Raw genomic sequence first — 22980 nt, 5'->3', positions numbered from 1 at the left:
AATAAAGTTGCGTCCAACTTAGACCAAAGAAATTTCTGGTTTGCTCTCAGAGCCCACAATTGCGATGAGGATGGGTTTTGTCGGCCGGCCCGCTTACTTTCCACATCACTTGCTTCCAAGTTCGACTTGTAAAGCAGCCAAGTCAGATGCGCTCAGATCAAACCATTCGCCTTCAAGGCGCTTGTGAGCAAAGCGCCGATGCAAACGAAGCTCTGCAGCCGAATAATCATCGAACCAGCCAGTCATCAGAACTTCGATCGGAAAAGGGAGCTTGACGCCAAAAAGGCGTGTCCGATCGTGGAGCCGTTTTGATTTGCCAATTTTGTATCCATGCGGTGATTTGATGACATAGATATGGCCTGCTCTCTGAGGCTGTATCAACTGAGTGCCTGAACTTTTTCCAACCAGTAGGTCTGGGAACAGTTCGACGCAGCGACGCTCAAGTTCATATCGACCGGCAACACCGGCATCGAAGTTAAAGTGATTCTGCTGCCAGAATCTCTGGCCCTGAGTGCTCGGATGCAGATCAAATCGGGCGCTGCGCCAATCTATTTCCATTGCCTGGCCCAGCTTGACTACAAGTCCGACTGCGCGCACTTCGCCAATTCCAAATGCGGCGTTGTATCTCGCCGCCAGAACGCAGTTACCGACTCTGACTTTGGCGGCCAGTTCATGTGAGTGATCTGGTAAACGACGCGCTTGAGACCATTCATCGAGTTGTTTGGATGTGTCGTAGCTTAGACGGAAAAAGTTGCTTTGGGCCATGGTTGTACTCCGGTTGAGTATGAAACAAGTTGCTGCTTGATGGCCTACCGCCGACGGGCTAGTCCATCCACCCGGCGGCTGACCTCTTGACGCTCTGCTTCTTTCTTGAGAATCGGGTTTTCGGCTAGCCAGACAGATGTACGACGCATCCCACGTTCAATTGAATTTTGGCCATTCGCATCCTGATCCGCCAGAAGTTGTTGGATCCGCTGTAATGCGTTGCAATGGCTTGTAGGAGAAACCCAAACTACATCTGCCAGCATTTCCAACCCTTCTAAATCGAGTGGCAGAAGGTATGCCCCTCCTTCTCCTCCTGGTTGGTACAAGGTTGGAACCAAGCGCTTGCCTTCTGGGTGCGGATAAGCTATGAGCCAGAAGTGATCCTGGAGAAATTCATTTGGAGCACCGCGCTGCATAGTCTGGCCAAATGGGTTTTTCTTTTCAGGATTCCACTCGTCTTTTGGTATTGGAAGGGAGTCGGTATTTGCATTTTTGAGTTTGAATACTTGCTCGTCAACAGCCTGAAAATAAGCTGCGCGATTCAATTTGGGATCAGGCAAGTCCCATAAAAGCAAATGTCCGAGGGGTGCATGCGGCACATAGAAAAAGTCGTCATTTTGCAACGCCCCTGTCTCAAAACCATAGAGAAACCAACTATACATATGTGTGCGATAAAAATGGTTCCGCCGGATGAAGGCCTGGTTCAGATCAGTGGCGATTGCATATTCTTTTGAATAGTCATCCTGTTTTTCATAATTTAATTCTTGTTCATCCATCGCATACGGTGTATAAAGTGGCCAGCAACATTTATCACCTTCTACTACACCCTTGCACTTGAGTTTGGCTGTCTGACGATAGGTCTCAAACAATCCAAACTCACGATCAAGATCATCAACAATATGCTGTAAAGCTACATGAATTGCATCCAACTCTGAAAATTCATTCTCGGTTCGACTAAGTGGAGTCAAGCGCGTCCCAGCCAAGAGCGGTTCGCCAATAACACTTGCGCTGCTGCCCAAATAATAGGCCAGCGTTTCAATTAACCGAATGTACTTGTCCGCATCCAAACGGAGGGATCGTTTGTGAGAATTCGTGCCAGGCGGTAATGTGAGGCGATACAGCTCCTTCGAGTCAGTATCCCCAAATGCTTTTCTACACAGCTCGGTCTTGCTCACACCCAAGGCTTTCAATTGTGGCTGGTCGTCCACTAACCGACTGTGCAGACGGCTGGCTATCACAGCAGCTTCATCATGCGTCAACTTCCTGGAGTGTCCACCTTTGCCATCGCCATACGCAGCCCGGTGTATCTCGCTCCAGGCGTCCCGGCCACTTGCAGACTTCCATTTATGGGCTAATTGTGCCTTGTGAATAGCTTGTTGGGCCAAGTCTCTCGCCCTTGCCTCGCCTGAGCTCTTTGAGCCGGATTCTTGATTTGTCATGATCGTTCCTTCCAGGCAGATCAGTGGCGAGTGACGCGTTTGGTGCGCCATCCCACTGTCACGATATTTCCATTGTCTGCAAGAACCATATAGGCATCAAGCAAGTCTCCCATCCGATCTACGATCTGCGATCCTACATCTCGCTGCAATTGTTTTCGACTGCACTTATCAAACCAGAGAAGTTCTGCTCCATGCTTGTCATGCGACCTGGCGCCGTAGCTCTCTAGCCAGTCAATGATCAATTGAGGAACACCGCGTTGCTGGCAACGGGTAACTGCATGCTTTGTCATCGTATTCATTGCTGATCTCCTTGTTGCTGAACATGGATCTAATTTTGCTGAATACCGGATCACGCGACAACACCCGATTGAGTCATAAAAAGTAGCGGTTTTGGGAAGTATGCCAATATTTTCGGGAAATCAGTATATTTTTTCGGGAAATTTCAGCATCCAATTTCAACTTTGGCCTGATTCGTGACTACGAACACCCGGCTAATTCATCTCAATGGACGGACTGTCGATGCGGAAGTCCCAGACAAGCACAGATAGCCAAACAAGTTCCCTGCAATTTTTCATCAACTAATCAAACAGAGTCATAAGAAGCTTCAGTCTCCTCATGGCTGAATTAAGTTCCTTTTTCAGCTCCACACTTCCAGCAGCATACAAGCCATGTTTGTAGGCATTCTTGTTGCCCTTGGGTGCGCCAGGGCTGTTGCCACCATGCATCCGGCATCGCAGTTTTCCATGGACAGCTGGGGCTTCACAAGGTGCTCCTGAGCGTGTTTTCGCCCCGCAACGCGGTGCTTCGGCCAGTTGCATGGGGTTGTTCCCGTGTTTCACTTTTTCACCCCCGGCAACGAAGGCATCCCCCCGGACTGCAGAGAGCCTGCCACCACCGTCTGGCCGCCATTGACGGTGACATGCTGGACCGTGACCGTTTGATTGCCACCGGTTTTGATGCGATGCAAGGTCTGCATCCCTTGCTGATAGACGGTCATCATGCGCGCACCGGAATTGAGAAGACGTGCCATTTCCACACTGTCACGCTTTTGCATGGCCTGATCAATGACTTTGAAAGCCGTCTGGTGTGTCAATGCCATTTGATGGACCAGCATTTTTTCCAGACTATTTGCACAGTTGGCGGACTGGGCCGCATCAACGCCCAGCGCCAATACATCAATGCCGCCCTGGGTGAGCAAATCGGTGCGGTCCATACTGGCCTGGATGGCTGCAACATCCGGACTGGCCAGGGTGTTGCGTATCGCAAAGCCACCTTTCCCATCGGTTCGTTCTGATTCGCTCGGGATCACCTCCCCGGCCCGGATGCTCGGTACAGTGCAAAGTTCAGTCGCTTGCTGGGCTGCGACATCACTGAACTGCGCAGCGATTTGACTATCTATAAGGGCCATGGGATCGTCCGAAGCCTCCTGCATTGCGACAATTTTCTTATCCAGGAGCGCCTCTTGCTGCAACTTGGTAACCTCTTTCATGGTCTTGTTCATCAATTTTCCCTTATTCTGATTGCTCAAGTAGCAAGTTGGAGCCAGCCGTCAACGTATGCTTGGCCTGGCATTCTGAGTTTTGGGTGTGGGTTACGTTCATGGCATGCTTGGTAGTTAGGCGAGAGTGCTTTATTGGTTGTAGGCGTACCAAAGTGCGGCACCCACACCGCAACGCAAGCCAAAGCGACTACTCCGACCTGCGGCGATACAAACATGACAACTAAAGTGATGGACGTGGTAGGCAGTGGCCAGTTCGCGCCAGGCTGCTGGATCAGCAATTGGCTCCGGAGCGTTTTCTGGCTCTGATGTGAGCCAGCTGAGCAATTCAACCTTGTGCTGTCGAACGAGTGAGCGCAGCTCATCAGTCAGATGACTGGCCGGTTTGACTAATAAGCGACCATCCGCCTCTGGGGTGACCGTCACTCCAGCCTTGTGCAGACTTTCAATGATGGTTTGAACTGTAGCCATTAAATCCACACTTGATCTTCAATACTGTCGATTTCGGCTTGCGAACTGTGCGAACTGTGCGAACTATCAGCATTCACAAGGGTTTGCGCCTGATTTTCAGGTTTACGAACTGTGCTAACTGTGCGAACTGTTGCTATGGTTGTCGGGCTGAGTTCGCAAGGTTCGCAGAGTTCGCTTTCTGAAATAACGTCCGCTAACCCGCGTGGATACTCACTATTCGCAGAGTTCGCAGAGTTCGCACCAGTCAAACGATAAATCTTTGTCGCGCTGCCCGGTGAACCTTTCGGACGCGGTATTGATTCAACTTTGATGCGGGGCGGGTTACTCGAAAGAAGCTCATCAAGTGCAGCGTCAATCCGGATTTTTGATGTGTGCCCTTGAAAGCAGCTTGCCGTTAAGTCTTTGCGAGTCGCCTTCTTTGTATCAGTCAGGTAGCTGATGATCTTTTGCGCCGTGTCGTTGGTTTCTTCCATGGCCACCTCGTCGGCTGCGTTGCCAAAAATGAACTTGATACTGTCCACGCTGTAGCGAACCCAGGCCAGCGCAGCATTGACGTGATGAACTTCCACGGTGGTGGTCAAGTCGCACAGCGCGAACAACATCGCTATACGTAGCAGCATGGGGGCGCGGCGCTCGATCAGGGCGGTGATACGCTCGCCCGCTGAGTTGTCGTTCAATTCGCCGTGATAGAGCTTTTCGTAACGTTTGATGGCCTCTGGCGACAACTCCACGCGCATATGGTCTTTTTCTGCCCAGCGCTCGGCCTTGCAGAACGTCAGGACTTCATGTACGCGTACAGCCAGGGCGTCAACTTCCTCCTGACGCGTAGTGCATGGGAAGGCCAGCAGCTTTGTACGCTCGGCCCAGAACATCATGAAGCGGTTGGCAAAGCCGTTCGTGAGGTCCCGCGAAGCCATTAGGGACAGCAGTTCCGAAGGTGTCACTGCGCCGATCATGGCGATATGCGGATCAGTTGCCCAAAGGCGGCTGCTTTTCGTGGCGGGCTTCATGCTCACGCCGTCCCAGCAGTCGCGTAGCGCTGCCGACAAGGTGTTGCCATCGCGCTTGCCTTGTTGCAGGACGTTGGCAAACTCGGATTCGATCACCAGCAGGCGTTTGTCCAGGATGGCTTCAACTTCGGTTTGGCCATCTTTGTAGCCGTCATGAATCAGGTACACCAGGCCTTCACGGCTTGATAAGCCACCACGGTGCACTTGAGGCGTGGTGTCTTTGCTGAGCGCTTTCAGTGCCCGCTCGATTCGGCTTATAAGTGTTGTGGCATCCCCTTTGCGGCCACGGCCAGAGCGGCCAATGTGTAGCATGAACAGGCGCGCATGGTGCCAGGTGTTGCCCACGGTCATATAAGGTCCGCGCCCTACAGCGCAGCTCATAAAAGCCATGAAGTTTGCAGCGATTGCGTAAGGATTAGCTTCGGTCGCATCGCCACCAGCACGCGCTACATTGCCGACAAGCCCGTAAAGGCAGGCATGATCAGGACGCGGCGCATTGCGGTGGTTGTCTGGCAATTCATCTTCAGCGGCTTCCTTCAGAACTTGAAAATCGTTATTCATGGCTTTTGCCCCCCTGATAAACGTCTGCCCAGTCGCTGTCGGGTTTGGATGGCGTTAATGTTTTTGTTGTAAGTCCGGCTTTGATGGCCCGTTGCGCCAGGACGGCGGCGGCCTGCTGGCCCGTTGAGTCGTTGTCGGCAAAAATAACGACGCGCTCGATACCGCGCGGCCAGTAGAACCCGCTCAAAGCGTTTGCGCAGTACGCGGCCACCACAGGCAAACCAGAACCCAGCGAAGCAGCGGCGGCGGTTTCTATGCCCTCGGCAATGCCCAGGACGCCACCACGGTGCGCAGCCAGCGGAATGCATGCGCCAGTCAGCAAACCCGCTGCCGGGGTCAGCTTTTTGGGTGTTGGAACATCAGCTTTGCAGCCGTCGCCCAGATATGTTCGGTGAATGGCAAGCAATTGGCCGTCACGACCGACCAGCTTTGCAAGCATAGTGGGGTAAGAGCCTAGATGGTGGAATTCGCCTTCATCGTCGCATTCCCAGTACGCCAGGCCCGGATGTAGCCTGATGCAAGATGGGATTGCCCAGTCGCCCAGTTCACGCGCTACCAGGTAACGATCAACTGGATCGCCCGACTGCACCCGTTGCGAGCAGGCCCACAACTCGGCGTTACGAAGTGCATTTTTCGCCCACTGTGAACGCTGCTCGACCAGGCGTTCCTGCTGAGCTTGTTGAACAAGTTGCTGCAAGTCGAAACGTACTGCAGGGGATGCCGGCATTTTCGCCGTCCAATGACTGCTGATGCCTTGACGGAAACAGCCAAACACGCCGCCGACATAGTCATCAAACAACTTTGCCCAGCCGGATTTGTGTGGACCAAAGCGATGAAACTTGCCAGGTTCCAAGGTTTTTGGCGAATAACCAAGCGCTTGATGAATGGCTCCCAGGAAATCGGTCAATGAGTTGAATTGAATCAAGATGCCTCTCCTTAGACGTTATCCAAGGAGGCGGCACCTGATCCACGATTGCCAGAGGACGCGGCAAAGTTAACGCCATCTTGATCGTTCAGTACTTCTTTTTTGTGGAGCTGGGCGTTTCTAATTTGGCTCTCGAAACGCTGAACCAACTGAACTGCCAAATGTGTAGAGAAGGCATAAGGCAGTAAGCCCAATGCCAGCGCATAAATGTAGGGCTTCATTACGCGACCCCCAGCAACTTCTTGGCGCCAGCAGTAGGCCATGCCAATTTGCCACAAACTCGCAGAGGACGCAGACCCTCGGGAAAAGTCTCGTAACAGGCTTTTACCCTCCATGTTTGCGCGGCCATGTTGGAATAAAAAGCCAGTTCTGCGGTCGTCAGATTAGGCTTGGTGACATTCTCAAGTGGCGGATATGGCGCGATGAACTGTTGCGGGGCGGTTGCCTCGCGCATCGCTTGGATGCTTGTCTGGGTTGCGGTCTTCATGAAATGGGCTCCAAGTAGCACCGCTTGCTTGCGATGCAACACCGCGGAATTGCGATGCATGGAAACTCATTCTGTTCACATCTGCGCAGCCGAGAAATTCAGGAGTAAGTCATGACAAAGTCACGAGAAAGTCACGAGAACTAGACCTACAGTTTATGCCGAGTAGTGGGTAAAGTACTCATGTTATGCATTATTTGTGGCAACGAATCAGCAGGATTTGCATTGGAAATCAGTTTGTTATTAGCCTTCGCCCACGCAATCGCATCAGCCTCTTTCCAACGCCTTTTCCCAGCTTTGGCAGAAGCAAGCTTGTTATCTACGGCATTGCTCATATCGCCTACAATAGTTGGCCATTCGTGCTTATGCTGGGCAATCATTGCCGCTTTTGTCATGCTGAGTTCTGGGACGGTAGCGGTGTTTCGTCTTGGCTCGTTCTCTGGCAATAGCTCCACGCCACCGAATGCGTTCCCATTCTGTACAGTCGGGGAGTTGGGAGTATTCGACGCAAAAAGTGCATCAATTTTCTCGTTTGCTTCTCTAATTTCATCAGCTCGCTGAGTCGCATCAAATGCATTATCCACAGGACGCCGTTCGCTCATTTTCTCAATGATGTATCTTTGCTCGGCAGCGTGATTTACGCTAGAGTCCACGCCCGAGGCAAGCATGTCCTTGCGTCTGATTATTTGCGCGAGTTCGGCGCGCAGTTCGGGTAACATTTTGTTCCGTTCATTCATCTCAGAAGCGGTCGCAGCCCTGCTTAGTTCAAGCGATTCAATATCTGCTCTCACCTTACCCTCGTGAAATCGCACTCCGCGCCACAGCATCCGATACTTTTCAAGCTCAGTCTGTTCGTGCTCTTCGTCCACAAAGACAACGTCAATTAACGGCTTGTATGCATCAAAACCATCCATGAATGCACGTTGTGTCTCTAGGTCTGAAATTGACGGGGAAAAATTTAAAATTCCTTCTTTTCCAAGTTCTTTCGCCGTCATGCTCTCGACCTCACTTTCCGTAAAAGCTCGTCGATAAAAGCCATAGCACTTGTCGTGCAGCGAAATAAAATCATTTTTTCTGACAAACACACCAGCGGGGAGTTGCTTCGACAAATCGCGTATCCGTTCTTGAAATCCAGATTTCTGCGAAATTTCTGCCGAACTGATTGAGTCAGTTAACACCTTGAGCGTGGCGCATACGTTTTCCACCCAACATGCACTATCGATAGCCTTAGGGGGTCTACTTTGATTGCGAAAGGCTTGAAACCCGAGAGATTGATAAAACTCCTCAACCCTTGCCAATGCCTGGGCTAAGCAATCCGGACTCATTGCTTCCCAGGTGGTAACGAACGGAATCGCACGAAGAGGTATAGCCTCCCGGCCTTCAATCCAAACAATGACGTTCATACCACCCCTTTCATGGTGTCATTTCATTAGAAGCCCCAGCAGACGAGTGAAGGCATCCCGCTTTTCAGCCGCTAAGCCTAGCTAAGTCAAAACTGATAGGCTGCATCCAATTTGCGTGACAACGTCCGCCTTCTGACTGGCGCCTTAAGCTTGGTGACCTTGACCATAGGTGCCATGCCCGCCGTGGCGGCCATGTCGATCAAGGTGTCGAGCGAAAACAGGTTCAACTTGCCGCGCATCAGGTCAGATATGCGGGGCTGTGTCACGCCAAACAGGGCTGCGGCTGCGCCTTGGGTCATATCACGCTCCTGGATGGCCGCGCTCAATTCCATCATCAAAGCTGACCGGGCCTTCATGCTGGCGGCTTAGGCCGGGTTGCGGGGGGTTAAACATGCTGGTCATCGTCTTAATGAGCTAGTTCAGGCACCACGCTAAGTCGCAAGCCCACGGCATGCAGCACTTTATGCACAGTGTCTAAGGTAGGGTTTCCGTTTTCACTCAAAGCACGAAAAAGCGTTTTATCACCCACTGACGCACGACGCGCTACTTCGGCCATGCCGTGCGCTTGGGCAACTTTTCTGAGTGCAATGACCAATGCGGCGGGGTCTTGCATTTCGATAACCGCTTCAATGTATGCGGCCGCTTCTAATGGGTCTTTTAACGCTGTCAAAAGCGTTTCATCGTAACTTGTATGTCTTGGCGCGTTCATGGTTTACCTCGTAGTTTCCAGTCGTTCAAATAGTCGATGGCTTGGTTGATTGCGCGGTCTTGGTCGCTCTTATCGCTACCGCAAAGTAATAAAACCATCACTGCCCCTTGGCGGCTTAAATACACCCTGTAGCCCGACCCAAAATCAACTTTCAATTCCATCACCCCAGCCCTAAGCGCTCTGCAGTCCCCCAAGTTACCCGCTGCAACGCGCTCTAGCCGTGCCCTGATTTTTGCCCTGCCTTGCCGGTCGCTCAAGCTCTCAAGCCAATCGCGAAAAGGCACTTTGCCTGCCGGGTCGTTATATTCAACAATCTCCATAATGGTATCTTAAAAAGTACTGTCTGTGTTTTATTTCGTTATTCAAGCCACTACTGCGCGTAACTTTCCGATTGTTTTGTCTGCAACAAACGTCACACCGGCTTGCTCCAATATCCAAGCTTCAATCTTTTCATGGTGAACGCGTAGAAGCTCCAACGGCCGTACCTTGTAATGTTTCTCAGCGGTCGCGCTGGGTTTATGTCCCTGTATCTGTGCCACCACGCCAGTGGGGGTTTCCAGCCACTCGGTCAAACTGGCAAACGAACGGCGCAGACCGTGCAAGGTCAACCCTTCCAACCCAGCGGCTTTGCAGGCGCGCGTATGCGGGTTATTGGGCTCAGTTAGGCAGCCCGTGCCACTGGTGGGGCTTGAAAACACCCATTCATTGCGTCTTGGCAAGGCGGTTAGCAAGTGCAACATATACGGGGTTGCAGGTATTTCACGGGTGCCCTCCACTTTGTCACGGATATTGATTCCCTTCCATTGGGTGTTGATGTCCTCCCAGCGCAGCGCCAGCACTTCACCCGGCCTTGCGCCTGTCAGCAGCATAAATTGCAGGCAAGCGGCAATGACCGGGTTTTGTATCTGTTGCACAGCGGCGAACCAAGCGGCCAATTGCTCACGCTGGAGCACGTCCGATTTAGTCCCAGCCTTCCCCAATGACTCGCGGGCCTTCTTGGTCTTGGCTGGGTTCTTTGCAGGTAGCAGGGCGGCATATTCGGATTGTTCACCGCACCATGTCAGAAACACCGTCAGCAGACGCCATGCCAGGCGGGCCGATGATGCGCGGGTTTTGCCTTCTTTCGCAGCCCACGCCTCGATAGTGGCTTGGTCCAGGTCTTTGAGCGCCAGCGGCATCAATGCGGCCAGCGGCCCCGGCTTGGTCAATTGCTTGCCACCCCCACGCCGGCCAGACGGCAAGCCCCCAGCTTTGGCCTTGTCGATATGGTCGCGGTAATGCAGGTCGCCCCAATGTGGGCGGCGTTCTTCAATATAGGCAGCCCATACTTCGCCCACGGTAAGGGCAGCCACCTTGTCGGCTTCCACCTTGGCAACAGCAGCGGCTTTCTTTTCGACGGCGGCGGCTTGCCGGTCGCGCTCCACCTCGCGGGGGTCGGCGCCAGCGTCCAGGCTCACGCGCAGGCGGTTGGCCTCGGTGCGGGCGGCTTCAATCGTCCACGCTCTCACGTCCCCAATGGTGCGGCGGATGGTCTGGCGGTTGAGCTTGGCTTCAAACACAAACGCCTTAATGCCATCGGGGTTTTTGGCACTGGCTGGGGTTACACGCACGCGCAGGCCGGGCGCTTTGGCATCACGCATGAAGGTTTGCAGCTTGCCAGCCGGGCAGGTCAGGCGCTCGATTAATCCGGCGGTCAGGTCTTGCGCCTCGCCCAAGTCGGGCGCATCGGTTTTCTTTGGTCTTGCCATCATTAACCCCTTAATTGCCGCTCCATGTAGCCACCGGTACATGTTTTCAAGTAGTCTTCCCAATGAAGAACCTTAAAATCCATGTAGCCACCATGTAGCCAAAATCCCCATATTTAGGCGAATATCAATCAACACTCATACTGTAATAACGTCCAGCGCTTATCTTTAAGTTGTTGATTTATATTGATTGTAGGGCATTAATCAACGAAGGGAAATAGTAAAAAGTCAGGATTGTGATTCCTGTTGTCGTGGGTTCGAGCCCCATCAGCCACCCCATATGAGTATTGAGAAGCCTGCCATTTAATTTATAGCAGGCTTTTTTTATAGCCTGTGCGATATAACGTAACGGCGAATGTAAACGCATTCTTTAAATCGAGCCCCGGGCTTTTCTGGCTCAGAGGGCGGCAATCGCGTCGCGCAGCCGTGCCACAAGGTCGGGAATCAGGCTGAGCCGCCCGCCTTCCTCCTCGATCACCCGTTCAAATGCAGTTTTTTTCAAGGCATGAAAATCGATGGCGTCCCGCGCACTCGCCGGCACCGTACTGGCGAGAATATCGAAAAGTCGATCGATGGCATGCAGGCGTCCCCACAGATAGTCGTTCTCGCGCGTCGCGCGGCTGAGAAAGCCGCCAAAGCCGCCAAAGGTTCCGCCCAGCAGTACCCTCGTCGCTTCTTGCGAGGTCAGACTGACTGCATCGTCCGGACTGATGCGATCGATCATGATCTCCACGATGGGTCCGGCATCCAGGGTCAGGGTGCCGGACGCAGGACGCACCAGGATGTCCCAATAGAAATAGCCCAGATAGGCAGTGAGAATGGCGCTGCGACAGCGTGACCCAAGATTGAGCACCAGCGACGATGACAGCACCGCGTCCGCATCGTCGATGCTGCGGGCCAGATCGCATTCAATGCCGAGTCGCTGGACCAGACTGGAGATATCGGCATCGCTGGGGCTTGCAGCGCCGTCGGCCTGCATTCGTCCCACATCCGCCTGGAACAGCGTACGACACGTGGCAATCACCTGATCGCTCAGGAAACCACCATCGTCGTAAATGGACAGTTCGTCTATGAGTTTGTGGATTTTGATCTTGAGCAGATCCAGATCTGCTGGTTGGGTTGAACAGAAGTCTTCTACGGGAAGGTTTCCATATAAATTATTGAGCTCGCTGAGCACGAAGTGCAGCCGTCTCTTTTTATAGACGACTCCGAAGTTGAGGACCATCATGGCGAACGTGGGCAGGTCGGCGTTTTCGCGCACGTCGTCCGGCATAAGATAGGAACTGGTGAGTATCGTCTGGTTCCTGGCCCATTGTTCGACCGCTTCCTGAACCCGGTGCGCCGGTTCGGAATCCTTGGCAAAGCGGCAGGCGCGGTTGATCAGACCGACCACGAAATCCAGCGCCTCCAGCACCAGAGAGCGCATCCAGGCGTTGTAGACGATCGCTGTGCCGGACAAGAGGCGCGTCGAGTTCAGGCGCCAACGCCGCACATCGTTGATCGTGAAATTGTTGCTGTCGCGGATGAGCCCCCCCGTGGCGCTCACAATCATTTCCTCAACCTGTGGTCTGGAATTGTCAATGGCTTCCTTCAGCCGCCCGGTCTGCTTGTTCTCGCGGCTAAGTTCCGCCAGTTCATTGTAGAGGGGGTCATTGCGCGGCAAGTCAGAGAGCGCTCCGCGCAAGGTCGCGAAAAACCCCGGCACACCACTGCTGGCAGCCGGTTTATCCATCTGGGAATGGGGGTCGATGTAAACGAGACGACGATCCACCTCGCGAAAAGCGCTGTGCGTGCGGATGGCCTCGATGGTCGCCCTGATCGGCTTGTTGTCGAGGATGCTGCCATCGACCAGCACCGCGTCCTCCGGTTTCTTGCCTTGTTCACGATATCCGCCGAAATTCCCCGTAAAAAAACGTGGGCGTGTTGGCCAGGGCCGGTGCAGGGATGCCAGCAGATCGTCCATTTCGCGTATCTGGGCCGGCGGGAAAGCACCCGGATAGGAGGCTGATGCACGGGCGGCGAAAGCAAGCGAGGGCAAACTGTCGAGATCGAAGTCGCTTTGGTGATAGCCTGTTCTGCGGTGCTCGTGGCTGAAATGCAGCAGGTGACGATGCTCGTTTTCATGTATCAACCGCGGATCGTGAATGGTGATCGATCGATCAAGACCTCTGAAATCGGTCACCGTGACCAGCAGATCCAGTCTGGTGTCTTCCGGCAGCAGGGATCCGCTGGAGGCAACCGGTTTTTCCATGGATTCCAGGCCATCCAGAACGAGGGTGGTGAAAACACGGCCATCAAGGGGCGGCTTGAACCAGCGCGAGCGAAGGAACACCGAAACCCGTTCCTGCATTTCGGCATCGACCTTGCCGATGAGCAGACCCTCACGACTGAGCCGTGCCAGCATGGGCCGCACGAAAGGCCAGAAAATCCATTTACTCCAGAGCCGCGCCCGGGCCTCGGGCGCAAGCAGCTTGAGTATGTCGGCTTGCGCCAGCCACATATTGGTCAGCGGCGCAAGACTAAGATCATGTGCCAGGGCTCTGGCGAGCACGATGCCGTTGATGCCGCCTGCTGACGATCCCGAGATGACGTCCACAATGACCCGCAGGGACAGATACTGCCCGATGGCCTCAAGACACTGGAGGTAGACGTCTCCGGTCGATCGCTCTGGTTCGTCCGGATAGCGGCTGTGAAATGAAGGGACAGCGCTGCCTTCGCCCTGCCGGTTCCGGTGATAGAGCTTCGATGCCCGGATCAGGTTCAGGATTTCCCGGTTGATGCCATGCTGGTAGATGGCGAGTGAGACGCCTCCGAAGAACACGATCGCTAGCCGAAGTTCTTTTTCTTTCATGGCAAACTCCCCCCTCCGCTCCACCGGAGAGTCGGTGATCATTTTATCCTTCATGCTGAAAATCAGCGTGAAAACATAAAAAAAGCCACCCGAAGGTGGCTGTTTTACGTCTGGCGGATCAACCGTGCAACCTGGTCGCCACTTCTGATACACGCTTGCCATAGGCTTTTGCGGTATCCAGATCGCCTTGAGGGATGTCTTCCGCAGGGCTGGTAGGGCCTACTTGAGCCATCAAGCCGGAGTTGGAGCCAATGCGGTTGATGGTGCCGTCATTCAATGATGGCTGACCGACCCAGATCATGCCTTGCTGCATCGCCAAAGTGATGAAGTATTGAATGGAGGACAGTTTGTCGCCGCTGGGGCTGGCAGAAATGGTGAAACCACCTGCGACTTTGTCTTTCCAGGCGCTCGTAAACCAACGCTTGGAGGTGACATCGGCAAATTTCTTGAACTGCCAGGAGACCATACCCATGTAGGTCGGAGAACCCATGATGATGGCATCTGCCGCATCGACATCGGCCCATTGCGCGTCGGTCAAATTGCCTTCTGCGTCAATAGCGATCAGTTGCGCACCTGCGCCTTCAGCCACAAATTGCGCCAAGCGCTGTGTATGGCCATAACCCGAGTGATAAACCACGACTGTTTTTGACATGTTAATTCCTATAGTGTCAGTTGAAAATATGTGCTTACTTACTTATTTGCTTCGCCTGGCATCCAGACTCCAGGCACCTGCGCCCCAGGCCGCCAGAGTCAGAAGACCGCCAACGATTCCGATATTTTTGAAAAACATCAGTTGTTGCATCATTTGCTGCGCTTCTGGCAGAGCCCAGAATTTATGAAAAAAGAAACTGGCGACCAATGTAAATGCGGCCAAAACCAAAGCGGCAATTCGGGTTTGAAAGCCAAAAATCAGCGCCAAGCCTCCGGCTATTTCGACCAAAATCGCCAGAGCTGCAGCCACGGTGGGCATGGGCATGCCCACTGAGGTGATATAGCCCACGGTGCCCGCGAACCCTGAGATTTTGGATAATCCAGCCGGCAAAAATACCACTGCCAAAAGCAGACGACCCACCAATGAATAAATAGATTGCAATTGAGTTTGCATAACCAATCCTTTTCTTTTAGATTAAAAAAACGCTGCCCATCATTTGATCAGCAACAACACACCAATCTGGCCATTACGTTAGACCAGATCAAAGACCAATACCTCTGCATCCACCGCGTCTGCGAGACTCACGGCGCTCTCCCCAACCAACTTCGCCGCATCGCCCGTCTCCAGCCGCTGGCCGTTGACACTGAGCTGACCGCGCACCAGGTGCACGTAACATTTGTGATCCGGTGCAAGCGCCAAACTGGCTGTGTCGCCGGCCCCCAGCAGTCCGGCATAGAGCGCTGCATCGGCATGTATCGTCACCGAACCGTCTGCCCCATTGGGTGAGGCAACCAGCTTCAATTTACCCTGTTTGCTGGCCGCAGCAAAGGTTTTTTGTTCATAACCGGGTGTGATTTCCTGCACATTGGGTTCGATCCAGATCTGCAATAAATGCGTTGTGTCGTTGGGGGCGTGATTGAATTCGCTGTGCTGCACACCTGTGCCTGCGCTCATGCGCTGCACATCACCAGGTGGAATCGACTCGATGTTGCCCATGCTGTCTTTGTGCGCCAACGAGCCGCTCAGCACGTAGGTCACAATTTCCATGTTGCGGTGACTGTGGGTGCCAAAACCTTTGCCGGCAGCAATCCAGTCTTCGTTAATCACGCGCAGATTGGCAAAACCCATGTTCTCTGGATCGTAATAACCAGCGAACGAGAACGAATGGTAGCTCTTGAGCCAGCCGTGGTCGGCATAGCCGCGTTCTTGTGATTTTCTTAAGGTGATCATGTGCTGCCTCCTGTTTTGGGATTGTTTGTCCTGTAGCTGTAATGTAGGACGAAGTGCGTGTCTTGCGGTGCAATGGTTTTGATGGCATCATTCAATTTATTTGAATGAAAAATAATATTCCATGCAAAATCCTCGCGATGTTTTGACCCCTGATGCATTGGAAATGCTGCAGCACATCGCCCAAAGCGGCAGCTTCGCGGCGGCGGCAAGGCACAGTGGCTTGGTACCCAGTGCTTTGACGTACCGTGTGCGGCAAATTGAAGATGCACTGGACGTGCTGCTGTTTGACCGCAGTTCGCGCAATGCTCGCCTCACACCCGCTGGCGCGGAGCTGCTGCGCGAAGGCGCTCGTCTGTTGCAGGATATCGACGCCATCGCCCACCGCGTCAAACGGGTGGCCACGGGCTGGGAGCCGCAACTGACCATTGCCGTAGACAGCATCATCTCGCAAGGCACAGTGATGGAGTTGTGCGAAGCCTTTTTCGCTTTGGCACCGCCAACCCGCGTCAAGATCAGAGATGAAGCGCTCTCGGGCACCCTGGAAGCTTTGACATCTGGCCAGGCCGATCTGGCCTTGGGTGTAGCAGTTGAGTCCAGCAACAATGCCGCTATTTTAAGCAAGCAACTCGGGGCGCAATGCTTTGTGTATGCCGTTGCACCACACCATCCACTCGCCAACGCGCCTGAACCACTGGACGATGCAACGCTGCTTCAGCACCGCGCCGTGGCGGTGGCCGACTCGGTGCAGCGCGGCGCTGGGCTGACCTTCGGGCTTCTCGGTGGGCAAGACGTTTTTACCGTGGCCAGCATGGGCGCCAAACTGGACGCTCATCTGCGCGGATTAGGCGGTGGTTTTTTGCCGGAAAGTATGGCTCGTCCCTACATTGATACCGGCCGACTGGTACTTAAAGCTGTTAATAGACCCGAGCGGGTGGTTCGTGTGGGCTATGCCTGGCGCGCGATCAGCGCCCCAGAGCAGGGGCGAGCGCTGCAGTGGTGGCTGGCGCAGCTGGAAAGCACGTCTACACGCGCAGCGCTGCTGCACCAGCACTAAAGCCTCTTCAAGCCAAACCGCATTGGGTGGTATTGGGGTATCGGTATAAGCCCCACCTCGCAATTTGCATTTATTTGTCAGATGCGCCCTGGCTGGGGGCATACTGTAGGCTCACCATTCCGTCAGGACAACTTTAGGAGAACTGGTCATGAAACGCAAACGAAGCTTGGACAAGACTCCCGCAACGTCTTTAACGCCCTTAACGTCCCCCTCCCCCGCAAACACTTCCCCGCCGAAACAAAAGCATTTTGCCGTCATTGGTGCCGGCATTTCCGGCATCGCCTGCGCCCGCACCTTGGTACAGGCGGGCCACCGGGTGACGGTTTTTGAGAAAAGCCACAACGCCGGCGGACGCATGAGCACCCGCAGCACGCCGTTTGGCGGTTTTGACCACGGCTCGCAATATTTCACCGTGCGCGATGCCCGCTTTGCCAGAGCTCTGGAAACGGCTCCCGGATTATGCAAAGCCTGGAGCGCCAACACCGTGCGCGTGCTGGACGAGCATGGCCGCGTGACCGCCGCTGGCTTGCCCGCCAGAGAAGCGCATTTTGTTGCCGCACCTGGCATGAATGCTTTGGTCCGCCACTGGGCAGAACCGCTGCAAGCGGCTTCCAGCATTGAACTCTCCACCCAAGTCAACCGCATCGAACGCGACGTGTTGAACACCAAACACTGGCAACTGCGCACCAGGGGCGAAGACGATTCGCAGCACGTCTACTCCGGCTTTGATTCTGTTTTACTGGCAATCCCTAGCGTGCAAGCGCATGCTTTGCTACAAAATTCAAAGCAATCTGAAAAACTGGCTGCGGCCATAGCCAAAGTCAAAGTCGCCCCCTGCTGGACGCTGATGGTCGCCTTCCCGCAGGCCGTACAGCCCACCATGACCCACATTGGCCCGCAGTGGAACGCAGCGCGCAGTTCGCACCACCGCATCGCCTGGCTAGCGCGCGAGTCGAGCAAACCAGGCCGCAGCACGATGGAACGCTGGACCGTACAGGCCAACCCCGCATGGTCAACCGAGCATCTCGAGGACGATGCCCCGCGTGTACAAGCCAAGCTGCTCAAAGCCTTTGCAGAAGTCACCGGCATCCGCGCCGAACCCGCCCACGTAGACGTGCATCGCTGGCGCTACGCCCAAACCACCAAGCCCGTCGGCAAGTCGCACCTGTGGGACGCCAAGGCAGGCATTGGCGTCTGCGGCGACTGGTGCCTGGGTCATCGCGTGGAAGACGGCTTCGTGTCCGGGCTGGAGCTGGCACTAGCCGTTGCTTAAAACGGAGCACACGTGGGGGCGCAATTTCCCGCTGAGCCGCCTCAAGGGAAATTAGCCCCCTCGGGGAGCAGCGCTGCACACGCAGTGGCAAGCGGGGCGACGACATATATCGGGCGCTTTGCCCCCTCCCCTACAGGCCCGCTCCATGCGGGCTCGCTGGTGGCTGCGCTGGCGAGCTGGCTGGACGCCAAATCGCACGGCGGCCGGTGGTTGGTGCGGATTGAAGACGTTGACACGCCGCGCTGTATCCCCGGCGCTGACCGCGTGATCCTGCAGCAGCTAAACAGTTTGGGGCTGGTACCCGATGCCCCTCCCGTCTACCAGTCTCAGCGTGGTCATCTGTACCAGCAAGCGCTGGATCAGCTCATCGCCGAGCACCTCGCCTACCCCTGCAACTGCTCCCGCAAAGAGATTGCAGAGGCGATTGCACTAACCGATCCACAGCCCAAAGAGCGTCATGGCGAACTGATTTACCCAGGGACGTGCCGCCATGGCATGCGTCATAAGTCAGAGACCTCAAATCCACCTGCTTGGCGATTTTTAACGACAGAAGATGTCAATACCCAGGTCGGCGATTTCGTCCTCAAGCGCGCTGACGGCCTGTGGGCTTACCAGCTCGCTGTAGTGGTGGACGATGCGCTGCAAGACATCACCCACGTCGTTCGCGGTGCAGACCTGGCTGACAACACCCCGCGGCAAATCGCCCTGCAGCGCGCGCTTGGCCTGCCCACCCCACAGTACCTGCACACGCCGCTGGTTCTGGCTGCAGACGGTGAGAAGCTGTCCAAGCAAAATGGCGCGCTGGCACTGGATACAGATGAGCCGTTGCAAGCGCTGAATGCGGCGGCGGCGGTGCTGGGCCTGCCGCCGCAGATTGGCAGCGTGGCGTCTGCGCTGTCGGCTTGGACACTTGGTTGGCAGCGGCTGCGCTGAGCTGCTCATGCAGTTCCCTACAATATCCCCTGTGATTGAATCTACCCCCCACCCCACACACACTGATGTCGCGCCAAACGCCACTGCATCCATCGCAGCCGATGTCGCGCTCGATAGCGCCTCCCCGCCCAAATTTCTCAAGACCATCAAAAGCTTCGTGCGCCGCGCGGGGCGCATCACCACGGGGCAGACCAAGGCGTTTGTGGATTTGGGGGATCAGTATCTTCTCCCCTTTCAGCCAAAAGCTATAGATTTTGCAGCATCCTGGCCAATAAATATGCCGGCTACCACTGAAAATGACACCTCAGGTGCAGGCAAAACAACACCTCCCGTCATATTTGAGATCGGTTTCGGCATGGGTGAGGCGACGGCGCATATTGCGACTTTGATGCCCCATACTCGTTTTTTGGCCTGCGAAGTGCATCAGCCGGGCGTGGGTGCGCTGCTCAAACGCATAGGTGACAGCCAGGCTACCGATCAGCCCATCAACAACATCCGCATCATCTCGCATGATGCCGTGGAGGTGATTGACCACATGCTGCCACCGGGCAGCCTGGACGGTGTGCACATCTTTTTCCCCGATCCCTGGCATAAAAAACGGCACAACAAACGGCGTTTGATCCAATCGCCCCTGATTGCCAAACTGGCAACGCGCCTGAAAGTGGGCGGTTACATCCACTGTGCGACCGACTGGCAACCGTATGCGGAGCAGATTTTGCAGGTGCTTAGCGCAGAGCCCTTGCTTAAAAACAAGGCAAACCCATTGGCCGATGCGGCTTTATCTGGCTACTCGCCCAAACCGTTCTACCGGCCACTGACCAAGTTTGAAAACCGGGGCATCAAGCTCGGCCATGGTGTGTGGGATGTGGTGTTTGAGCGGATCTGACCTGTCTGTAGACCTTGTTTTCGAGGACAGCACCCTCCTGGTGCTGAACAAACCCGGCGGTTTGCTGTCCGTCCCCGGCAAAGGTGCCGACAAACAAGACTGCCTGAGCGCGCGGGTGCAACGCATCTACCCTGAGGGCTTGATCGTGCATCGGCTGGACATGGCAACGTCCGGTCTGCTGCTGATGGCGCGAAGTGTGGCCATGCAGCGCAGCCTGGGCATGGCGTTTGCCAGCCGTGCCGTGCAAAAGCGCTACGTGGCCGTCGTAGCTGGGCGTGTGCAAGATACGCCGTCGCAAGCGCTGAAACAAGAATGGCAGCTCATTGACCTGCCCATCGCACCCGACTGGCCCAACCGCCCTGTTCAACAAATTGATCTGGAACACGGCAAACCCAGCCAAACCCGCTACCGTGTCCTTAGTTACGACACCGCCGCTGACACGACGCGCCTGGAACTCGCGCCCCTGACGGGCCGGACACACCAACTCCGCGTTCATCTGCAAGCACTGGGGCACCCGATTTTGGGCGATGCGCTGTATGCGAGCGAAGCCGTTGCAGCCACATCAAACCGCCTGCTGCTGCATGCCAGCGTGCTGACCTTTATTCATCCAGTCACGCATGAAGCCATGGCCATGAGCAGTGAAGTGCCGTTTTAGGATGATGTTGGCGCCATTTAAGACCATTTACACACTGTTGCGACATCGCGGACGCTGTAAGATGTTTGATGGCAAACAGGTGGATAATTTACGCTTCTGCCCTGCTTTCCCCATCATCCATCCATCATATTTAGGAGACCGTCATGAGCCGTGAAGTTGTAGTTGTCAGCGGTGTGCGCACTGCCATTGGAACCTTTGGCGGCAGCCTGAAAGACATCCCACCCACCGAGTTAGCGGCGCAAGTGGTGCGTGAGTCCCTCAAACGCGCCCAGGTGGACGGTGCGGATGTCGGCCATGTGGTGTTCGGCCATGTCGTCAACACCGAACCGAAAGACATGTACTTGTCGCGCGTCGCGGCCATCAACGGTGGTTGTGCCGAGGGCACGCCCGCCTTTAACGTCAACCGCCTCTGCGGCTCGGGCCTGCAAGCCATCATTTCGGCCAGTCAGTCGATTTTGCTGGGTGACGCAGACGTGGCGATTGGCGGCGGTGCGGAGAACATGAGCCGCGGTCCGTATGCGTCACTCACCTCCCGCTGGGGTGCTCGCATGGGCGATACCAAAATGATCGATATGGTGGTCGGCGCACTGCATGACCCCTTTCATACCATCCACATGGGTGTGACGGCTGAAAACATCGCCGCCAAGTGGGGCATCACCCGCGAGATGCAGGACGCCCTGGCGGTCGAGAGCCATAACCGCGCCCAGCGCGCCACCGAGGCCGGTTACTTCACCGAGCAAATCACCCCCATCATGCTGAAAAGCAAAAAAGGCGACGTGGCTTACGCCACTGACGAGCATTTTCGTTCCAACTGCACGATGGCCGACATGGCCAGGCTGAAGCCTGTGTTTATCAAGGAAAACGGCACCGTGACTGCTGGCAATGCCTCCGGCATCAACGATGCCGCAGCCGCGGTGGTGCTGATGGAAAAAAGCGTCGCCCAGGCACGCGGTTTGCAGCCGCTGGCACGCCTGGTGGCCTATGCCCACGCCGGTGTCGACCCGAAGTACATGGGTATCGGCCCGGTGCCCGCGACCCAAAAGGCCCTGAAAATGGCCGGCCTGACCGTCAACGACCTCGACGTGATTGAAGCCAACGAAGCCTTTGCGGCGCAAGCCTGCGCGGTGACCAAAGACCTGGGGCTCGACCCCGCCAAGGTCAACCCGAATGGTTCGGGCATTTCGCTGGGTCACCCGATTGGTGCGACCGGCGCGGTGATCACGGTCAAAGCCTTGTACGAACTCCAGCGCATCAAAGGCCGCTACGCCCTGGTGACCATGTGCATTGGGGGTGGACAAGGGATTGCGGCGATTTTTGAGCGCCTCTAAATTCAAGCGGCATCACCCGCGCGGGTGGTGCACGGCGTGAATTTTCTTCAAGCGCTCCCGTGCCACATGGGTGTAAATGGTGGTGGTTGAAATATCGGCATGCCCGAGCAGCAGTTGGACGGCGCGCAAATCTGCGCCATGGTTGAGCAGATGCGTTGCAAAGGCGTGCCGCAGGGTGTGCGGCGACAGCGGGGTGGTGATGTGGGCCGCAAGCGCGTGCTTTTTCACGATCATCCAGAACATCACCCGTGTCATGCCTGCACCCAGGTGGGTGACAAACAAATCCTGCGTTTGCCGGCCTGCCAAAATCTGCCCTCTGGCATGGGCTAGATAGCGCTCTATCCACTGCCGCGCCACCTCGCCGAAGGGCACCAGGCGCTCCTTGCTGCCTTTGCCCAATACGCGCAGCACACCCTCGTTCATGCTGACATTGAAAACCTTCAAGGTCACCAGTTCGCTGACCCGCAGCCCGCTGGCGTACATCAACTCCAGCATGGTGCGGTCGCGCAGGCCCAGATAAGTGTCGGTATCGGGAGCTTCCAGCAATGTCTCCACCTGAGCCTCGGTCATTGTTTTGGGAACGCGCAGGGCCTGCTTGGCGGCTTGCAGCTTCAGGGTGGGGTCGGCAGTGATGAACCGCTCGCGCAGCGCCCAGCGAAAGTAGCGTTTAAAAACCGTCAGCCGCCGATTCGCCGAGGTGGCTTTGGTGGCGCTGTGTCTGGCTGAGAAATAGGCGTTGAAGTCAGATTCTGCGCAATCGTCCAGACCTTGCGTTTGTTCACCCAGCCACTGCGCGTACTGCTCCAGGTCACGCCGGTAAGCTTCCAGCGTGTTCCTGGACAAGCCATCTTCGAGCCAAAGCGCGTCGATGAAGCTGTCTATGTGGTTGTGAGGGTGAATCGCAGGATGCTGGACATCCGTCTCAAGGCTCAATTGGTTTGTTTAAATTTGCTTAATCGAGTTTGAGTTTGGCCACATCCACCACTTTTTTGTAGACGGCAAACTCCTCTTTGATCTGCTCGGCAAACTGCTCAGGCGTATTGGCAACGATGAAAGAGCCGGTTTCCTCGATGCGTTTGCGCACAGCGGGATCTTCCAGCGCTTTGCG

The 22980-nt window shown here is 55.2% G+C and carries 27 protein-coding genes; 6 read left to right on the top strand and 21 right to left on the bottom strand.

The window, feature by feature from the left end; translation table 11 throughout:
* Nucleotides 1-105: 105 nt before the first annotated feature.
* From Q7L55_09145 to Q7L55_09055, 19 genes are all read right to left on the bottom strand, one after another.
* Entirely contained in the window at nucleotides 106-765 is a 660-nt protein-coding gene (locus Q7L55_09145) for a GIY-YIG nuclease family protein (GenBank protein ID MDO8732718.1), read from the bottom strand.
* Nucleotides 766-809: 44 nt separating this feature from the next.
* On the bottom strand, nucleotides 810-2204 hold the full coding sequence (locus Q7L55_09140; GenBank protein ID MDO8732717.1) for a hypothetical protein: 1395 nt from the start codon (nucleotides 2202-2204) through the stop codon (nucleotides 810-812).
* A 20-nt stretch (nucleotides 2205-2224) separates the two neighbouring features.
* Complete coding sequence (locus tag Q7L55_09135; protein MDO8732716.1) at nucleotides 2225-2503, bottom strand: hypothetical protein; 279 nt, start codon at nucleotides 2501-2503, stop codon at nucleotides 2225-2227.
* A 279-nt stretch (nucleotides 2504-2782) separates the two neighbouring features.
* Nucleotides 2783-3022, bottom strand: a complete 240-nt coding sequence (locus Q7L55_09130) for an HGGxSTG domain-containing protein (protein ID MDO8732715.1) — start codon at nucleotides 3020-3022, stop codon at nucleotides 2783-2785.
* Nucleotides 3023-3039: 17 nt separating this feature from the next.
* Nucleotides 3040-3705 carry a hypothetical protein gene (locus Q7L55_09125; protein MDO8732714.1) on the bottom strand — a complete coding sequence of 222 codons (666 nt, stop codon included), beginning with the start codon at nucleotides 3703-3705 and terminating at the stop codon, nucleotides 3040-3042.
* Between the two features lie 129 nt (nucleotides 3706-3834).
* Entirely contained in the window at nucleotides 3835-4173 is a 339-nt protein-coding gene (locus Q7L55_09120; GenBank protein ID MDO8732713.1) for a hypothetical protein, read from the bottom strand.
* Nucleotides 4173-5744 (bottom strand): DUF3987 domain-containing protein, encoded by a 1572-nt coding sequence (locus Q7L55_09115; GenBank protein MDO8732712.1) that lies wholly within the window; start codon nucleotides 5742-5744, stop codon nucleotides 4173-4175. The genes Q7L55_09120 and Q7L55_09115 overlap by 1 nt, the downstream gene beginning before the upstream one ends.
* Complete coding sequence (locus Q7L55_09110; GenBank protein MDO8732711.1) at nucleotides 5737-6669, bottom strand: toprim domain-containing protein; 933 nt, start codon at nucleotides 6667-6669, stop codon at nucleotides 5737-5739. Before Q7L55_09110 ends, Q7L55_09115 begins: the two co-directional genes overlap by 8 nt.
* A gap of 11 nt (nucleotides 6670-6680) precedes the next feature.
* Nucleotides 6681-6890 (bottom strand): hypothetical protein, encoded by a 210-nt coding sequence (locus Q7L55_09105; GenBank protein ID MDO8732710.1) that lies wholly within the window; start codon nucleotides 6888-6890, stop codon nucleotides 6681-6683.
* Complete coding sequence (locus Q7L55_09100; protein ID MDO8732709.1) at nucleotides 6890-7216, bottom strand: hypothetical protein; 327 nt, start codon at nucleotides 7214-7216, stop codon at nucleotides 6890-6892. Before Q7L55_09100 ends, Q7L55_09105 begins: the two co-directional genes overlap by 1 nt.
* A gap of 86 nt (nucleotides 7217-7302) precedes the next feature.
* Nucleotides 7303-8556, bottom strand: coding sequence for a hypothetical protein (locus tag Q7L55_09095; GenBank protein ID MDO8732708.1), 1254 nt, complete (start codon nucleotides 8554-8556; stop codon nucleotides 7303-7305).
* A gap of 86 nt (nucleotides 8557-8642) precedes the next feature.
* Nucleotides 8643-8912, bottom strand: coding sequence for an XRE family transcriptional regulator (locus Q7L55_09090; GenBank protein MDO8732707.1), 270 nt, complete (start codon nucleotides 8910-8912; stop codon nucleotides 8643-8645).
* A gap of 50 nt (nucleotides 8913-8962) precedes the next feature.
* Nucleotides 8963-9265: a putative addiction module antidote protein gene (locus Q7L55_09085; protein MDO8732706.1), complete on the bottom strand. Its 303-nt coding sequence runs from the start codon at nucleotides 9263-9265 to the stop codon at nucleotides 8963-8965.
* A complete protein-coding gene (locus Q7L55_09080; protein MDO8732705.1) occupies nucleotides 9262-9585 on the bottom strand; it encodes a type II toxin-antitoxin system RelE/ParE family toxin in 324 nt (107 codons plus the stop codon). The genes Q7L55_09085 and Q7L55_09080 overlap by 4 nt, the downstream gene beginning before the upstream one ends.
* 42 nt (nucleotides 9586-9627) lie before the next feature.
* Nucleotides 9628-11013, bottom strand: coding sequence for an integrase family protein (locus tag Q7L55_09075; protein ID MDO8732704.1), 1386 nt, complete (start codon nucleotides 11011-11013; stop codon nucleotides 9628-9630).
* Nucleotides 11014-11407: 394 nt separating this feature from the next.
* Nucleotides 11408-14014, bottom strand: coding sequence for a patatin-like protein (locus Q7L55_09070; protein ID MDO8732703.1), 2607 nt, complete (start codon nucleotides 14012-14014; stop codon nucleotides 11408-11410).
* Entirely contained in the window at nucleotides 13980-14513 is a 534-nt protein-coding gene (locus Q7L55_09065; GenBank protein MDO8732702.1) for a flavodoxin family protein, read from the bottom strand. The genes Q7L55_09070 and Q7L55_09065 overlap by 35 nt, the downstream gene beginning before the upstream one ends.
* 42 nt (nucleotides 14514-14555) lie before the next feature.
* Complete coding sequence (locus Q7L55_09060; protein MDO8732701.1) at nucleotides 14556-14966, bottom strand: DoxX family protein; 411 nt, start codon at nucleotides 14964-14966, stop codon at nucleotides 14556-14558.
* Nucleotides 14967-15044: 78 nt separating this feature from the next.
* Nucleotides 15045-15743 carry a pirin family protein gene (locus Q7L55_09055; protein MDO8732700.1) on the bottom strand — a complete coding sequence of 233 codons (699 nt, stop codon included), beginning with the start codon at nucleotides 15741-15743 and terminating at the stop codon, nucleotides 15045-15047.
* Between the two features lie 121 nt (nucleotides 15744-15864).
* Here Q7L55_09055 and Q7L55_09050 point away from each other — a divergent pair, with 121 nt between their 5' ends.
* From Q7L55_09050 to Q7L55_09025, 6 genes are all read left to right on the top strand, one after another.
* On the top strand, nucleotides 15865-16797 hold the full coding sequence (locus Q7L55_09050) for a LysR family transcriptional regulator (protein MDO8732699.1): 933 nt from the start codon (nucleotides 15865-15867) through the stop codon (nucleotides 16795-16797).
* 148 nt (nucleotides 16798-16945) lie between these two features.
* Nucleotides 16946-18070, top strand: a complete 1125-nt coding sequence (locus Q7L55_09045; GenBank protein ID MDO8732698.1) for an FAD-dependent oxidoreductase — start codon at nucleotides 16946-16948, stop codon at nucleotides 18068-18070.
* A gap of 84 nt (nucleotides 18071-18154) precedes the next feature.
* Nucleotides 18155-19003 (top strand): tRNA glutamyl-Q(34) synthetase GluQRS, encoded by an 849-nt coding sequence (gene gluQRS / locus Q7L55_09040; GenBank protein ID MDO8732697.1) that lies wholly within the window; start codon nucleotides 18155-18157, stop codon nucleotides 19001-19003.
* A 91-nt stretch (nucleotides 19004-19094) separates the two neighbouring features.
* Entirely contained in the window at nucleotides 19095-19889 is a 795-nt protein-coding gene (trmB, locus tag Q7L55_09035; protein MDO8732696.1) for a tRNA (guanosine(46)-N7)-methyltransferase TrmB, read from the top strand.
* On the top strand, nucleotides 19876-20544 hold the full coding sequence (locus tag Q7L55_09030) for an RluA family pseudouridine synthase (GenBank protein MDO8732695.1): 669 nt from the start codon (nucleotides 19876-19878) through the stop codon (nucleotides 20542-20544). The genes trmB and Q7L55_09030 overlap by 14 nt, the downstream gene beginning before the upstream one ends.
* Nucleotides 20545-20687: 143 nt before the next feature.
* Nucleotides 20688-21872: an acetyl-CoA C-acyltransferase family protein gene (locus Q7L55_09025; protein ID MDO8732694.1), complete on the top strand. Its 1185-nt coding sequence runs from the start codon at nucleotides 20688-20690 to the stop codon at nucleotides 21870-21872.
* Between the two features lie 12 nt (nucleotides 21873-21884).
* On the opposite strand, the gene xerD is transcribed toward Q7L55_09025, so the two are convergent.
* Together xerD and Q7L55_09015 are read right to left on the bottom strand one after the other, a co-directional pair.
* Nucleotides 21885-22805: a site-specific tyrosine recombinase XerD gene (xerD, locus tag Q7L55_09020; GenBank protein ID MDO8732693.1), complete on the bottom strand. Its 921-nt coding sequence runs from the start codon at nucleotides 22803-22805 to the stop codon at nucleotides 21885-21887.
* A 19-nt stretch (nucleotides 22806-22824) separates the two neighbouring features.
* Nucleotides 22825-22980, bottom strand: a 156-nt coding sequence (locus Q7L55_09015; GenBank protein ID MDO8732692.1) for an ABC transporter substrate-binding protein, incomplete at its 5' end; no start/stop codon positions are given.

Source organism: Actinomycetota bacterium (genome assembly GCA_030650795.1).
Classification (GTDB): domain Bacteria; phylum Actinomycetota; class Actinomycetes; order S36-B12; family S36-B12; genus UBA11398.
Note: the sequence above shows the minus strand (reverse complement) of the source record. Positions and strands in the feature narration are given on the sequence as shown.